General features: G+C 46.1%; 19 protein-coding genes. 15 read left to right on the top strand and 4 right to left on the bottom strand.

Going from position 1 to position 14,924, the window contains the following annotated elements; all coding sequences use genetic code 11:
• Positions 1–20: 20 nt before the first annotated feature.
• Entirely contained in the window at positions 21–419 is a 399-nt protein-coding gene (locus M1E06_RS04845) for a thiol-disulfide oxidoreductase DCC family protein (protein ID WP_033155026.1), read from the top strand.
• Positions 420–470: 51 nt separating this feature from the next.
• On the opposite strand, the gene M1E06_RS04840 is transcribed toward M1E06_RS04845, so the two are convergent.
• Positions 471–1,028, bottom strand: a complete 558-nt coding sequence (locus M1E06_RS04840) for a YufK family protein (protein WP_020452777.1) — start codon at positions 1,026–1,028, stop codon at positions 471–473.
• Between the two features lie 186 nt (positions 1,029–1,214).
• Between M1E06_RS04840 and malK the strand changes: the two genes are divergently transcribed.
• The 7 genes from malK to M1E06_RS04805 all read left to right on the top strand — a co-directional run bounded on the left by malK (position 1,215) and on the right by M1E06_RS04805 (position 7,518).
• Positions 1,215–2,816, top strand: a complete 1,602-nt coding sequence (gene malK / locus M1E06_RS04835) for a malate sensor histidine kinase MalK (protein ID WP_020452778.1) — start codon at positions 1,215–1,217, stop codon at positions 2,814–2,816.
• Positions 2,809–3,516 carry a response regulator gene (locus M1E06_RS04830; RefSeq protein ID WP_020452779.1) on the top strand — a complete coding sequence of 236 codons (708 nt, stop codon included), beginning with the start codon at positions 2,809–2,811 and terminating at the stop codon, positions 3,514–3,516. Before malK ends, M1E06_RS04830 begins: the two co-directional genes overlap by 8 nt.
• A 49-nt stretch (positions 3,517–3,565) precedes the next feature.
• A complete protein-coding gene (locus M1E06_RS04825; protein ID WP_187291872.1) occupies positions 3,566–3,781 on the top strand; it encodes a hypothetical protein in 216 nt (71 codons plus the stop codon).
• Positions 3,782–4,042: 261 nt separating this feature from the next.
• Positions 4,043–4,579 carry a CDP-diacylglycerol--serine O-phosphatidyltransferase gene (gene pssA / locus M1E06_RS04820; protein WP_020452780.1) on the top strand — a complete coding sequence of 179 codons (537 nt, stop codon included), beginning with the start codon at positions 4,043–4,045 and terminating at the stop codon, positions 4,577–4,579.
• Between the two features lie 6 nt (positions 4,580–4,585).
• The gene (locus M1E06_RS04815) at positions 4,586–5,068 is read left to right on the top strand and encodes a DedA family protein (RefSeq protein ID WP_020452781.1); all 483 of its coding nucleotides are present in this window, start codon (positions 4,586–4,588) and stop codon (positions 5,066–5,068) included.
• A 42-nt stretch (positions 5,069–5,110) separates the two neighbouring features.
• Positions 5,111–5,902, top strand: coding sequence for a phosphatidylserine decarboxylase (locus M1E06_RS04810; protein ID WP_025809729.1), 792 nt, complete (start codon positions 5,111–5,113; stop codon positions 5,900–5,902).
• 272 nt (positions 5,903–6,174) lie between these two features.
• A complete protein-coding gene (locus M1E06_RS04805) occupies positions 6,175–7,518 on the top strand; it encodes a 2-hydroxycarboxylate transporter family protein (protein ID WP_023856149.1) in 1,344 nt (447 codons plus the stop codon).
• 59 nt (positions 7,519–7,577) lie between these two features.
• Here M1E06_RS04805 and M1E06_RS04800 read toward each other — a convergent pair whose 3' ends face one another.
• Complete coding sequence (locus tag M1E06_RS04800; RefSeq protein ID WP_043054453.1) at positions 7,578–7,811, bottom strand: hypothetical protein; 234 nt, start codon at positions 7,809–7,811, stop codon at positions 7,578–7,580.
• Between the two features lie 245 nt (positions 7,812–8,056).
• On the opposite strand from M1E06_RS04800, the gene M1E06_RS04795 reads away from it, so the two are divergent.
• The 7 genes from M1E06_RS04795 to mnhG are packed head-to-tail and all read left to right on the top strand — an operon-like array spanning position 8,057 to position 13,823.
• Positions 8,057–10,459: a Na+/H+ antiporter subunit A gene (locus M1E06_RS04795; protein ID WP_023856151.1), complete on the top strand. Its 2,403-nt coding sequence runs from the start codon at positions 8,057–8,059 to the stop codon at positions 10,457–10,459.
• The gene (locus M1E06_RS04790) at positions 10,456–10,887 is read left to right on the top strand and encodes a Na(+)/H(+) antiporter subunit B (protein ID WP_003184834.1); all 432 of its coding nucleotides are present in this window, start codon (positions 10,456–10,458) and stop codon (positions 10,885–10,887) included. The genes M1E06_RS04795 and M1E06_RS04790 overlap by 4 nt, the downstream gene beginning before the upstream one ends.
• Positions 10,887–11,228, top strand: coding sequence for a Na(+)/H(+) antiporter subunit C (locus tag M1E06_RS04785; protein WP_020452785.1), 342 nt, complete (start codon positions 10,887–10,889; stop codon positions 11,226–11,228). The genes M1E06_RS04790 and M1E06_RS04785 overlap by 1 nt, the downstream gene beginning before the upstream one ends.
• A complete protein-coding gene (locus M1E06_RS04780) occupies positions 11,221–12,699 on the top strand; it encodes a Na+/H+ antiporter subunit D (RefSeq protein ID WP_025809735.1) in 1,479 nt (492 codons plus the stop codon). Before M1E06_RS04785 ends, M1E06_RS04780 begins: the two co-directional genes overlap by 8 nt.
• A 5-nt stretch (positions 12,700–12,704) precedes the next feature.
• Positions 12,705–13,181 (top strand): Na+/H+ antiporter subunit E, encoded by a 477-nt coding sequence (locus M1E06_RS04775; protein WP_020452787.1) that lies wholly within the window; start codon positions 12,705–12,707, stop codon positions 13,179–13,181.
• Positions 13,181–13,465, top strand: coding sequence for a Na(+)/H(+) antiporter subunit F1 (locus M1E06_RS04770; RefSeq protein ID WP_003184842.1), 285 nt, complete (start codon positions 13,181–13,183; stop codon positions 13,463–13,465). The genes M1E06_RS04775 and M1E06_RS04770 overlap by 1 nt, the downstream gene beginning before the upstream one ends.
• Positions 13,449–13,823: a monovalent cation/H(+) antiporter subunit G gene (mnhG, locus tag M1E06_RS04765; protein WP_023856153.1), complete on the top strand. Its 375-nt coding sequence runs from the start codon at positions 13,449–13,451 to the stop codon at positions 13,821–13,823. Before M1E06_RS04770 ends, mnhG begins: the two co-directional genes overlap by 17 nt.
• Positions 13,824–13,859: 36 nt before the next feature.
• Here mnhG and M1E06_RS04760 read toward each other — a convergent pair whose 3' ends face one another.
• Together M1E06_RS04760 and M1E06_RS04755 are read right to left on the bottom strand one after the other, a co-directional pair.
• Entirely contained in the window at positions 13,860–14,249 is a 390-nt protein-coding gene (locus M1E06_RS04760) for a hotdog fold thioesterase (RefSeq protein WP_009329508.1), read from the bottom strand.
• 16 nt (positions 14,250–14,265) lie between these two features.
• Entirely contained in the window at positions 14,266–14,904 is a 639-nt protein-coding gene (locus M1E06_RS04755) for a response regulator transcription factor (RefSeq protein WP_003184849.1), read from the bottom strand.
• Positions 14,905–14,924 lie beyond the last annotated feature (20 nt).

The raw sequence follows: 14,924 nt of genomic DNA, 5'->3' as shown, positions 1-14,924 counted from the left end.
GGTGGCTGAAAGTGGCTGATATGCCTGAGCGAATCGTTCTGTTTGACGGCGTGTGCAACTTTTGCGACGGAGCCGTTCAATTCATCATCAAGCATGATCCAGAAGGCTTATTTTCATTCGCTTCCCTGCAATCTGATGCCGGGGGGAAGCTGCTCAAGCAATATCAGCTCCCCTCCGATCATTTTGACAGCTTTATTTTGATCGAAAACGGACGGGTATATCAGAAATCAACCGCGGCCTTGCATGTGGTGAAAAGCCTTCCTGGTCTTTGGCGGGCCGCTTCCGCCCTCTTGATCATTCCCAGACCGCTACGGGACGCCATCTACAGCGTGATTGCGAAAAACCGTTACAAATGGTTTGGGCAAAAAAGCGAGTGCACCATTCCCGGTCCTGAGATCAGAAAACGATTTTTGTCATAAAAAAAACCGGAGCCGCCGGACAAACGTCCGCGCTCCGGTTTTTTGCATGGCTCAAACGGGCAGGCTCGCCATGACGCTGTTATATAGCTTGATGACGATATACACCGTGCCGATTAAAAACGTAAACCAAAACAGCAGCTCAAACATAATAAAGCCGATTAATGACATAAATGAAAGCGTGCTGTGGATCGCATAAACGATAAAAATTAAATATACGAGTGTTGCGAGTAAAAAAAGCGCTGCAATTCCAGCGGCATATTGGACAAAAATAAAGGATAAAAGGCTTGCTCCCAGGTACACGGCAGAACCGACCCTGATTTTCCTCAGGTTCGCTCCTTCAGGATCTTTGGCGAAAAATAAGAGGGCAAGCTCTGTCACAGTATTGGCAATCAGCTTCAAAGCGGAAAATACCATGAAAAAAATCAGCGTAAACACAGCAAACAAAGCCATCCGGATGCCGCTCTCAGAGAAAAATTCGAGCATTCCTTTGTAAATGCCGAGAGAAGACAGTATCCCCATGGCATAGATAACGGAAGAAATCGCAAGAGATGAACTGAAAAGAAGAATTGCGATAAAAGGAAAAAAGCCTGTTACATACGTATTTTTCATAAAAAAAGTCCCTTTCTGATATGTTCCTCATTCATTATGTACGACTTAGGACCTGTTGACAAGAATATTTTCCATATTTTTAATTTCTGCTGTTCGCGGCAGAAAGGGGCAGGATTCTTCACAAATTCGCCATTTACTTGTAAAGTATTATGTGTTGACTAATCAATAGATCGCGAGGAATCGCCGTTGAAAAAAACATTAAAACTGCAGACACGATTAACGATATTTGTCTGCGTCGTCGTTTTGATTTCTTTATTGATCGCGTTTTTTATGGTCGGTTCCGAGACCGCAAGGAACATTCGGGAGCAGGAGCAGCAGATTGCCCTGCAGACGGCGGAGATGGTCGCCGAAGCTCCGATTACGGCGCAATCGCTGGAAAGCGGCGAATACGATGAGCTCCGAAAATACACCGCCCGCGTTCAAAAAATCACCGAGACTGAATTCGTCGTTGTCATGGATATGAACAGCATCCGTAAAACCCACCCGGATCCGAATAAAATCGGAAAGAAATTTGCCGGCGGGGACGAAAAAGAAGTGCTGAAGGGCCGCCGCCACATTAGTACGGCAAAAGGCACGCTCGGTGAATCACTGAGGGCTTTTGTTCCCATCTATAATAAAACGGGCAGCCAGGTCGGAGCGGTAGCGGTCGGAATCACCCTTAACGAGATTGAGCAGATCACCCAGCAAAATCTCCGCCCTTTATATACGGTCATCGTCCTCAGCATCTTCGCCGGAATCATCGGAGCTGTCATCGTGGCGAGGAAAGTAAAAACGATTATGTTCGGTATGGAACCGTATGAAATTGCAACGCTTTTGAATGAACGAAGCGCGATGCTTGAGTCGACAAAAGAAGGGATACTCGCCGTTGACCGAACAGGAAAAATCAAGCTCGCCAACGCGGAAGCGAAGCGCCTGTTTCATAAAATGGGGATCGAAGAGAATCCGATCGACCGGGATGTCACCGACATCTTGCCAAACAACCGCCTGAAACAAGTGATCGATACTCAGAAGCCCGTTCTGGACCGCGACGTTAGAATCAACGGGCTAGAACTTGTCTTTAATGAAGTTCCGATCCACTTAAAAAAGGGAAACATCGTCGGAGCGATTGCCACATTCCGGGACAAAACCGAAGTGAAGCACTTAGCTGAGCAGCTGTCCGGTGTTAAAATGTACGCAAACGCGCTCAGGGCGCAGTCGCACGAGTTTATGAACAAGCTCCACGTGATTCTCGGTCTCGTTCAATTAAAGAACTACGACGAGCTTGGAAACTATATAAAAGACATTGCGATCTATCAGCAGTCTGAAGCGAGCGAAATTATCAACCATATTAAAAACTCGGTGCTCGCCGGCTTTTTGCTCGGCAAGCAGAGCTATATCCGGGAACAGGGGGCCTCGCTGGAGGTTCATTGCAGCACGAGGATTCCGGATACAGCCAACACAGCGGTGATACACGATTTAATCACCGTTATCGGGAACCTTCTCAACAATGCCCTGGATGCCGTTTCCGCAACTGATAAGAAAAATATCTCGATTTCATTCCGCCACCATGACGGACAGCTTGATATTGAAGTCACGGATACGGGAGTCGGCATATCCAAGGAGGAACAGCAGAAAATGTTTGATCAAGGCTTTTCAACAAAGGGCTCCAACCGGGGGTTCGGGCTTTATTTCGTCGAACAAAGCCTTGAAAATTTAAATGGACATATCATCGTGACAAGCGAAAAGAATGAAGGAACGACATTCAGTCTCCGCATTCCGTATGAACCAAAGGAGGATGACCATGATTGATGTATTAATTGTTGAAGATGACCCGATGGTAAGAGAGCTGAATAAACGTTACCTCAGCCAGGTAGAGGGATTTCAGCTGAAGGGAATTGCCGCTTCTTTTCAAGAGGCTCTCACCTTCCTCAGGGAAGAGCACATCGATCTGATCCTGCTCGATATTTATATGCCGGGCAGGAACGGCGTCGAGCTGCTCACTGAGATCAGACGCCAGAATCAAGCTGTCGACGTGATCGTCATCTCAGCGGCCAGTGAAATGGATGTTGTTCAAAAAACGCTGCGGTACGGGGCTGTCGATTACTTAATCAAGCCGTTCGAATTTGAGCGGTTTCAAAGCGCCCTAACCGATTACAAACGGAAGCAGCAGCTTTATGCAAGCAACCGGAATATCAGCCAAAAAGAGCTGGATTTCGAACTTTTTCAAAAAAAACGCGCGCCCGAAAAGATGCATTTGCCAAAAGGGCTGACCAAAAGCACGCTGAATCTCATTTGGTCAAGCATCAGATCGTTTGACAGCTTGACGTTCACAACAGAAGATTTGGCCAATCACACGGAAATCTCTCAAGTTTCAATTCGCAAATACTTGAAGTTTCTGGAGGAAATCGAAGTTCTCAACGTAGAAATGGCCTACGGCACGATCGGCAGACCGGTTTTCCAATATAAATTAAATACAAATGACTTGAACGTGATTAACCAATATCTATAACATGTCCCCTCCCCGCCCGCTGCTTCCTAAAGACAGCGGGCGTTTTTTTGTGACGGTCACGCTTGACTTCTCGCATGCCGCCGTTACCGGACAAGGATTTATCGCGCTCGCTGCGCTTAGGGTTCGACCCGAACGAATCCGCTCTGTTCTTCGGCTTCGCTCAAAGCTATCAACAGCATCGGGTCCACGCTTCCCTTCTTTAAAGAAATACCAAGCGTCTGATGCTGATTTCGCCTTGCGTTTGACGATTCCCGCGCTGGCCTGATATATCGGCTTATATTAAAGGAAAACGCGAACCGAACGATAGAATAAGAGAGCGTCTGCTCTCTTATTCATTTTTTTGTTACCTTAACAAAATATAAATTTTTTTGACGCCGCCAGTGTCTTTACCACTTTTATGGTATGATGAAAAAGTCTGGTTATCAATCATTTCAGGAATTTTATTGCAGACAGGAAGCAAATCGTATACAATTTAATATTGTTTAATTTCTATATAAAACGTTTTTATTTAAAGGATGCGAAAACATTGAATAAATCAGTCATACCTTCTTTAATTACGATTGGAAACTTTGTTTCGGGCATCTCTTCAATATTGCTTGCATTCAGAGGGTATTTATTCTTAGCCATTATATTTGTTCTGATCGGCGCTATCTTGGACAGCCTTGACGGCATGGCCGCGCGCAGATTAAATGCCGTCAGCCCGTTTGGAAAAGAATTGGATTCTTTGTCTGATATTATCACTTTCGGAGTCGCCCCGGCCATCATCACCTATTCAATCGTTTTTTATGATGCACCGATCTTAGGCCTTCCTTCGACATTGTTATTCCCTGTTTGCGGAGCGCTTCGGCTGGCGCGATTTAATATTCAATCAGAGAACCAGGATTATTTTACAGGCCTTCCGATCACCGCAGCCGGAACAATTCTGGTTTGCTTAAACCTTTTATCAGAGATCCTTGGCAAAAAGCCGTACATTTTGATTATGCTGTTCCTGTCCTTTCTCATGGTCAGCAAAATCAAAGTCATCAGCCTGAAGGGGAAAAAACTATTGAAGAAAGTGAGCTAGTTTTTCATGGAGTTGGCAAAAGAATTGATTTCCCAATACGGGTATTTTGCGATATTCGGGATGCTTGTTCTCGGAATTGTAGGCCTGCCGATACCCGATGAAGTCATGATGACATTTGTCGGTTATCTGTCTTCTATTCATCTATTAAACTATGAGCTGTCTCTTTTGATCAGCTTTTCAGGTGCGGTATCAGGGATGCTCATCAGTTACTTTCTAGGGAAGAAAATCGGTAAACCGCTGCTCGATAAGTTCGGGAAATGGATCGGTCTGACGCCGAAAAGACTGGACACCGTGCACCGCTGGTTTGAAAAATACGGCCCGTGGACGATTCTTTTCGGCTACTTTGTTCCCGGAATCCGCCATGTGACATGCTATCTGTCCGGCATGAACGAGATGGACATGAAAAGGTTCCTGATTTATGCCGGATCAGGGGCTTTTATTTGGTGTCTCGTTTTTATTACGATCGGATACACAATCGGCGTGATTTAAATACCGCTTGCATCCCGTGTGATCAGTAAAGGAGTGAACAGCTTGAAAAAGCGGCTTTACCGGTTTTTGATCGAGTTGACGAATAAAAAGGGCGTGTCCCGGATGCTGAAAAAGTTTGCTCAGTCAAAGCTCAGCAAACCTCTCATCCCCTCCTATATCAAAACCTTTCATATCAATACAGAAGAGATGCAGGAAGATGTCCGCTCTTTTAACAGCCTGCACGAGCTGTTCATCAGAAAATTAAAGAGCGGTGCACGCCCCCTTCCCGCTGAACCAAACAGCCTGGTCAGCCCTGTGGACGGAGTCATCGAAGAAATGGGCGCCATCACGCGCGACAAGCAATTTACCGTCAAACAAAAGCTCTATTCCGTAGAAGAAATGATCGGGCGATCCGAGATCGTGAACCGCTATATCGGTGGAACCTATATCATCATCTATTTAAGCCCGAGGGACTACCACAGAATTCACAGCCCGGCTGACGGTACACTTGAAACGCAATATTCGCTGGGAAGCACGTCTTACCCCGTGAATCAAATCGGTTTGACCTACGGAAAATCGCCGCTGACAAAAAACTACCGGATGATTTCCGAATTTAAGCATCAATATGGGTCCGCCCTGCTTGTGAAGGTCGGGGCGATGTATATTAACTCGATCGTGATGCTCGAGGAGTCAAAAGAATGGCGTCAAGGCGACGAAATCGCATATTTCTCTTTCGGCTCGACCGTTATCCTGCTGTTTGAAAAGGATACCTTTATTCCTGATGAGCGCCTTCACCCCTCTCTTCAAGTGAAAATGGGAGAGGCGTTAGGATCTCTTGTCAAAAGAAAATCATAATGCAAAACCCCCGAAAACAGTTTCGGGGGTTTTTTAAATTGCTGCTTTAAAAAAGCTTTCTCCCCGGACAGGGAATTCCCTTTTTTACCTGGATACGACCCCCCAATAAATCAAAAGACCTATAAATTGATCAAAATCAAGCAGATTCCTCCTCTTTTCCCGCTCTTTTTCGCTTTAATTTAATTATCAATCGATTATTTTAATTTAAAAAACGCACAGAATTGACACTTTTCTTCTACAATTGAACACATACAAACATGGGGGTGTTTTTGATGGAAGCAGCAAAAGATTTGAAACCGATTACAAATCACGGTCATAAAGAAAATAAAAATTTTTTCCAGAAGTTGATCAATTGGAAAATCGGCGTGATTCCGTTTCCGCTATACATTGCGCTTGCGCTGATTATTTTTCTGGCAGCTTACTATAACGAATTGCCGAATGACATGCTTGGCGGTTTCGCGATCATTATGATTCTCGGTATTATTCTCGGGGATGTTGGACAGCGCATTCCGATTTTAAAAGATATCGGCGGACCTGCCATTCTCTCGCTGTTTGTTCCTTCGTTTTTAGTCTTTTTCAAAGTGCTTAACCCCGCATCTATGGAAGCGGTTACGACTTTGATGAAAACGTCGAATTTTCTGTATTTTTACATCGCATGTTTAGTCGCGGGAAGTATTTTAGGAATGCATCGCACGGTTCTGATTCAAGGTTTTATGAGAATGTTCGTTCCGTTGTTGGCCGGGACGGTCGCAGCGGTTGCCGCCGGTATTCTCGTCGGTCTGTTGTTTGGCTACAGCCCTTATGAAGCTTTCTTCTTTATTATTGTACCGATTATTGCCGGAGGCATCGGCGAAGGAATCCTGCCGCTGTCACTCGCTTACTCGCAAATTTTGGGACAATCCACAGATGTATTTGTTTCACAGCTCATTCCGGCCGCTATTATCGGAAACGTCGTTGCCATCATCTCAGCCGGACTGATGAAAAAGCTTGGCGAAAAGCGGCCTGAGCTGAATGGTAACGGCAGGCTCGTCAAATCGAAAAAAGACGATGAAATTTTCAACCAAAAAGAAGAGGAGCCGAAAATCGATTTGAAATTAATGGGTGCCGGCGTTTTAATCGCATGTTCCTTCTTCATTTTCGGCGGTTTGGTCTCCAAGTTCATCGCAATTCCGGGAGCGATCCTGATGATCATCGCGGCGGCTGCCGTAAAATATGCAAAGCTTCTGCCTGCAAGCATGGAAAAAGGCGCACACCAGCTTTACAAATTCATGTCATCAAGCTTCACTTGGCCGCTGATGGTCGGGCTCGGCATTCTTTACATCCCGCTTGATGATGTGGCGTCCGTTATTTCCCTGCGCTTCATCGCCGTCTGCGCTTCAGTCGTCATTGCCATGGTGACATCAGGCTACTTTGTCGGCAAATTAATGAACATGTACCCTGTTGAATCAGCGATTGTCACCGGCTGTCACAGCGGTCTCGGCGGTACGGGGGACGTGGCTATTCTTTCGGCTTCAGGCCGGATGGGGCTGATGCCGTTTGCGCAAATCTCAACGCGTCTCGGCGGGGCAGCAACCGTCATTATGGCGACCGTTTTACTAAGGTTCTTCACCTCGTAAGGGCCGCATAAAAAAACAAAAAGGAGTCTGATCTATACGATCGGATTCCTTTTTTGTTTTCAGCGTTTCTCAACTCTGATATATTCTCTCGGTTTAAAGGGAGCTCTTTCTTTTCCCGTTAAGGACTGATCTTCCGCTCCCGTCTGAAGCGGCGTGTAATCCCCGCGATATTGAGGGCCTTCGTCCGTTCCTATCCCCGGATTCTGTTCACGCGTCATTTCCCTGTTGATCATAAACGCTCCCGCAAAAAGCGAACAAAATAAACTTAAGCTGATAAAAGCTTTCCTTCTCATCTTTCATCACCTCAAATTCATCTTGTTCAAAAAAACTTTCCATTATACAAATGCCGCATTTTTTGTTAAAATTGTTTTCAGGTTCATAAGACCGCATAAACCGCGGTTATCATGAGATCATGCAGCCGATTAAAATTTGAGTTATAATTTGTCTAGGTCACCAGTTCTAAAAAAGTACATAACGTTTGAAAATTTTAGTATGGAACAGAATGTATTTATACATGCTACCTTAAAGGGAGGTTAATATGACGGCTTTACATATTGCAATTTTATCGCCTTTTGCACTCGCCTTTTTGATTCCGCTATTGGCGAAAAACGTCAGAAAGATTCATACAGGCTGGTTTGTCCTGGTTCTTCCTGTTCTATTATTTATTTATTTTTTCCGCATGATCAAAATGACGGCGGATGGCGGAACATTAAAGGCTGTACTGGAATGGATTCCGTCCTTTGGCATTAACTTTACCGCATACGTTGACGGACTCGGATTGCTATTCGCCCTTCTGATTACAGGGATAGGGTCTTTGGTTGTCCTTTACAGCATCTATTATCTATCTAAAGAAAGAGAGCAGCTCGGACCGTTTTACGTTTATCTGCTCATGTTCATGGGGGCAATGCTCGGCGTTGTTCTCGTTGATAACGTCATTGTACTTTATTTATTTTGGGAATTGACCAGCATATCGTCTTTTTTGCTCATCGGCTATTGGTACAAGCGGGAAAAATCAAGATACGGCGCGACAAAATCGATGCTTATCACCATTTTCGGCGGTCTTTCCATGCTTGGAGGCTTCATTCTTCTTTACACGATTACGGGTTCATTCTCGATCAGAGAAATGATCAACCAAGTTGATTTAATTTCGGGCCACGGCTTTTTCATTCCGGCTCTCGTGCTGGTGTTAATCGGAGCCTTCACTAAATCTGCGCAGTTCCCTTTTTACATCTGGCTTCCAGACGCGATGGAAGCACCAACGCCTGTAAGTGCTTACCTGCACTCCGCCACGATGGTAAAAGCGGGAATTTATATCGTTGCAAGATTCACCCCTGTGTTCGCTTTTTCCGGGGAATGGTTTTGGATCGTGTCCCTCACGGGGATTGTCACGCTTTTCTGGGGTTCGTTCAACGCCGTCAAGCAGACTGATCTAAAAGCGATACTTGCCTTTTCTACGGTCAGCCAGCTCGGAATGATCATGTCGATGCTCGGCGTCGGTGCCGCAGCTTTGCACTATCAAAATTTTGAATACTATATGGTTGCAGTGATCGCTGCCGTTTTTCACTTGATCAACCACGCGACATTTAAAGGCAGCCTGTTCATGGCGGTCGGAATCATCGATCATGAAACGGGAACGAGGGATATCCGCAAGCTCGGCGGTCTGATGACGATCATGCCGATTACGTTTACGATTACGCTGATCGGCGCGTTTTCAATGGCTGGTCTGCCGCCGTTCAACGGCTTTTTGAGCAAGGAAATGTTTTTCACCAGCATGCTCAGGATTACGGATTTTAATTTGTATAACGCCGACACATGGAGTTTTGTGCTTCCTGTTCTGGCTTGGATCGGAAGCGTGTTTACGTTCATTTACTGCATGGTTCTGCTGTTTAAAACGTTCGGGGGGAAATATCAGCCTGAAAAACTTGAAAAACAAGCGCATGAGGCTCCACTCGGCATGCTGATTTCGCCGATTGTCCTCGTCTCTCTCGTGGTGATTTTTTTCTTTTTCCCGAACATTCTGTCATACAGCATCATTGAACCGGCTGCATCGTCGATTATGCCGACCCTTTTGGACGGAGACGAAAAATTCAAGGTTCATATTTACATGTGGCACGGCTTTTCATCTGAACTCTACATGACAATCGGCGTCGTTGCTCTCGGCGTTCTCGCCTATTTGACCTTGTCAAAATGGCGGAAGGTCTACGGCCTCTTCCCGGAAAAACTGACGCTCAACAAACTGTACGACAGCTCGTTGTCTGGGCTTGAAAAAGGCTCCAACAAGATTACAAGAACGTATATGACCGGGTTTCTTCGCGATTATCTCGTCTATGTTTTTGTCTTCTTTATCGTGATCATCGGCGGATCGCTCGTTGTTACCGGAGGCTTTTCATACGATGTGAAAGGCAATGCTTCAATCGGCATCTATGAGCTTGTTTTGTCAGCCGTCATGATTGCCGCAACATTTACCACCGTTTTCGCAAGATCAAGACTGACGGCGATTATCGGGCTCGGCGTCATCGGCTACACGCTTGCGCTGTTCTTCGTCATTTTCAGAGCGCCGGATCTCGCGCTGACGCAGCTGATTATCGAAACGATTTCAGTCGCATTGTTCCTGCTTTGCTTCTATCATTTGCCGAAGCTCAGATTCAAGCCGAAGTCGGCTAAGTTCAGGGTCACAAATGCGCTTGTCTCGGTCGGAGTCGGAACTGTTGTGACGCTGCTCGCACTTTCTGCAAACAGCCAGCGCTCCCTTGAAAGCATCGCATCGTATTTTATTGAAAACAGCTATAAACTCGCGGGCGGCCACAATATCGTCAACGTGATATTGGTCGACTTCAGGGGATTTGATACATTGTTTGAAATTACTGTACTTGTCATAGCCGCTTTAGGAATATACGGCATGATCAGGCTCAGAATGGGGAAAGGAGGGGAAGAGCATTGAAAAAGGTTCAGACGAATGATGTGATCCTGCAAACCGTTACAAAGATTGCATCCTTTATCATTCTGCTCTTTTCTTTCCATCTGTTTTTTGCCGGCCATAATAACCCGGGCGGCGGTTTTATCGGCGGATTGATGACGGCGTCTTCGCTCGTCCTTCTGCTGCTTGCCTATGATTTAAAAACGGTGCAGAACATTTTGCCCGTCAACTTTATCTATGTGGCGGCCGTCGGCTTATTCATTTCCGTTTCCACCGGAATCGGCTCATTTTTATTCGGCGCTCAGTTTCTTTCCCACGCGTTTGATTACTTTAACCTTCCGCTCTTGGGGAAAACGGAGCTTGCCACCGCGGTATTGTTTGATATCGGGGTTTATCTCGTAGTGGTCGGCGTGACCATGACCATTATTCAGACGATTGGGGAGAGAGAATAATGGAGATTTTAATGTCTTTTATTGTAGGAATTTTGTTTATGGCGGCGACATATCTCTTGCTTTCAAAAAGCCTTCTGAGGGTGATTATCGGAACTGCCGTTCTCAGCCATGGCGTCCACCTGCTTCTGCTGACAATGGGAGGGTTAAAAAAAGGTGCGCCTCCCATTTTAAATGAAGAGTCGTCAACCTATGTCGACCCTCTCCCTCAGGCGTTGATTTTAACGGCGATCGTCATTGCTTTCGGGGTCACCTCGTTTCTCCTGGTCATGGCTTTCCGCGCCTACCAAGAGCTGAAAATGGATGATATGGATCAAATGAGGGGAAATGATCAACATGAATAATCTTGTAATTCTGCCAATACTGATTCCTTTAATGGCCGCAGTTCTACTCATCTTTATGAACAAGTCGATCGTGCTGATGCGTGCATTCAGCGCCATATCTTCCATTGCGGCGATCGCGGCGGCCGCTGTTCTTGTGCAGACCGTCTATACGGACGGAATCCAGACCTTATATCTCGGCGGGTGGAAGCCGCCGTTCGGGATCAGCCTTGTCGCTGATCAATTCGCCAGCCTTCTGGCGTTAACGACAGCCATTATCGGATTTCTGACGGTTCTTTATTCGTTTCGCTCCATCGGCGAAAAACGCGAGCGTTTCTTTTATTATCCCGCGGTCCAGTTCCTGCTTGCCGGAGTTAGCGGCGCTTTCTTAACCGGGGATTTGTTTAACCTGTTCGTATTTTTTGAGGTTCTCCTGATGGCTTCGTATGTGCTGATCGTCATTGGCGGCACGAAGATCCAGCTGCGGGAATCTCTGAAGTACATCGTCTTTAACATTATCTCTTCCGCCCTCTTTGTCATCGGAGTCGCTTATTTATATGCGGTGACGGGCACATTAAACATGGCGGATTTGAGCGTTCGGATCAGTGAATCGGGCCAAACCGGGCTGATCACGGTCATCGCTGTTTTATTTTTGATCGTCTTCGGTTTAAAAGGCGGCATTTTCCCGCTGTATTTCTGGATGCCTGGTTCTTATTATGCGCCGCCTGCCGCTGTGTCCGCACTGTTTGGCGCACTTCTGACCAAAGTCGGCCTATACGCGATCACAAGGGTGTTTACATTAATTTTCACCCAAGACGCGGCTTTTACTCATCAATTAATGGTCTGGCTTGCGGCCCTTACGATCATCTTCGGTGTCATCGGCTCGATCGCCTACTGGGATGTTCAAAAAATCATTATCTACAATATTGTGACTGCGGTCGGTGTGATCTTATTCGGTATCGCCGCCAATACGCCGGCTTCGATCGAAGGATCTGTCTACTATCTGATTCATGACATGATCATTAAAGGAGCGCTGTTTATGCTTGGCGGAGCGCTGTTTACTCTGACAGGGACAAACAACCTGAAAAAAATGAGCGGCCTGATCAAAAACCATCCGGTGCTCGGCTGGATGTTTATGATTTCAGCTGTTTCATTGGCAGGGGTCCCTCCTTTCAGCGGATTCATCGGCAAGCTGAAAATTGCAGAGGGCGGCTTTCTAAGCGGTGAATTCGTGATTACGCTGCTGATGCTTTTATCCAGTCTGCTCGTCTTGTATTCCGTCATGAAAATATTTATCAACGGCTTCTGGGGGGATGAACAGGAAGATGCTCCGGCCAAAAGACCGCTAAAAGGCTACATGTATCCGGCAGCGGTACTGCTCTTTCTGTCGCTTGCCATCGGACTCGGAACCGAGCTTATCGCGCCGTATTTCCATCAGGCGGCTGATACGCTCGTCAACCCCGAAAAATATATTGAAGCCGTTTTGAAGGAGTAGATCGCATGGCATTACAAATATTGTTGAACTTTATTCTTGCGTTGTGCTGGATGTTTCTGAACAATGACTACACTGCTGCCGGGCTTGTCGTCGGTTATGTGATCGGATTATTCTCGCTCTTTCTGATGAGGCGTTTTTTCCGCCGCCGCTTTTACTTAATTAACATTTGGGCGATCATTAAACTGCTGTTTATTTTTATTAAAGAGCTCGTTCTCGCAAACGTCAGCGTATTAAAGACGATCTTATCCCCAAGGTTAAAAAATAAGCCCGGCATCTTCGCCTTCAAGACAGACCTTAAAGCGGACTGGGAAATCACGACATTGGCGAACCTGATTACGCTGACACCGGGCACATTGGTTGTTGATATCTCTGATGACCGTTCGATTCTTTATATTCATGCGGTCGATATCGATGATGCTGAGAAAGCCATCAGTGATATCCGCATTTCGTTTGAAGAGGCCATTAAGGAGGTAAGCCGCTGATGTTTGAATTTATTTTGCAATTGTCACTCGGCATTTTGGCGGTCTCCACTTTTCTGTATGTCCTGAGGGTCATTAAAGGGCCGAGCATCCCGGACAGAGTGGTGGCGCTTGATGCGATCGGCATCAACCTGATCGGAATTACGGCTCTCGTGTCCATCTTGTTAAATACGACAGCATATTTGGAGGTCATCCTCTTGATCGGTATTCTGGCCTTTATCGGCACCGTCGCATTTTCTAAATTCCTTGAGAAAGGAGAGATTATCGAAAATGATCGAAGCCGCTAAATTGCTTATCGCCGTCTTGGTCCTTCTTGGCGCACTGATATCGTTAGCCGCTTCCTTTGGAACGCTGCGGCTGCCTGACGTATACTCAAGAATCCACGCCGCTTCTAAAGGAGCGACATTGGGGATCATCAGCGTGCTGCTCGGCGTATTCTTTTACTTCTGGTTTCTGCACGGCTTCATTACGGCCAAAGTGCTGCTCGGTATCGTCTTTGTATTTCTGACGTCTCCTGTAGGCGCCCACCTGATCGCAAGGGCCGCCTATAACACCGGCGTAAAAATGGAAAAGAAAAGCGTACAGGACGATTATGAAGGCAACAGAAATTTTCTGATTAAAAAGAAGGAAGATTCCTATTTATAAAAAGAAAACTCGCCCTAAAAGGCGAGTTTTTTTGGTTTACGATGAAGGGCGGCTGATGACCGCCATCGTGCACCTGGACGTGCAAATCAGGCTGTCTTGCTCATCGCGTATTTCAATTTGAAACACCATTGTTGATTTGCCTACATGCAGAGGCGTTGCGACCGCTTTAACCGTTCCGTCTTTCACCGATTTAATATGGTTGGCGTTGATCTCAAGCCCGAAGCATGCCTGCTCTTTTGGATCGATATGCTGATATGCCCCGATGCTTGCCACCGTTTCAGCAAGCGCAACGGACGCACCTCCATGCAGATAACCGAATGGCTGACGCGTTCTTTCGTCGACAGGCATGACCGCAACACACCGCTCTTTGCTGCATTCCTTCAACTCGATTCCCAACGCTTCAAGAAGTGTATGTTTCGTTTCCATCACAATCGTCCCTTCATCAAAGTACGCCTTCAGATTTCGCGATTAAAACAGCCTCTGTCCGTGATCCTACATTCAGTTTGCTGAATACGGAAGTCAGACTGTATTCGATCGACCGCTTGCTTAAATGAAGCGCATCAGCGATTTCCTGATTTGTATAGCCTTTTTCGACTTCTTTTAAGATCAGGCATTCCCTTTCAGTCAAAAGATCGTGCTGGGTCTGCTGGCTGTTTGACTTCGATTTTTGCTGTGTTATCAGCTGCTTGAAATAATCATAATCGACGACAATTTTATTATCCAGTACCTGATATATGTACTCTATAATCTTTTCCTTCGATTCCGTTTTGCTGATGGCGCCGTGCATGCCGGAACGAATCGCCTCTTCAAAATAATCTTCGACTTCATAGCCTGTGTAAACGATAATTTTGCATGATGAACACGTCTCAAGGATTTTCTTAGATAGGTCCATGCCGTTGATTTCACCCAAATTTAAATCCATTAAGATCAGGTCATACGCAGAAAAATCATGCTTCTTGAGAAATTGTTCGCTGGCTTCAGGGCTGAGGCAATCGACAACAAAGTCCTGGTTCGTTTCAAGAATTGCCTTCGTCCCCTCCATGACAGCCGGATGATCATCGATCACAAGTAATCTTCTCATAATTTCCTCCCTTTTGCGTA

The organism is Bacillus sp. AK124 (assembly GCF_053903085.1).
This window is presented reverse-complemented; position numbering and strand designations above follow the sequence as displayed.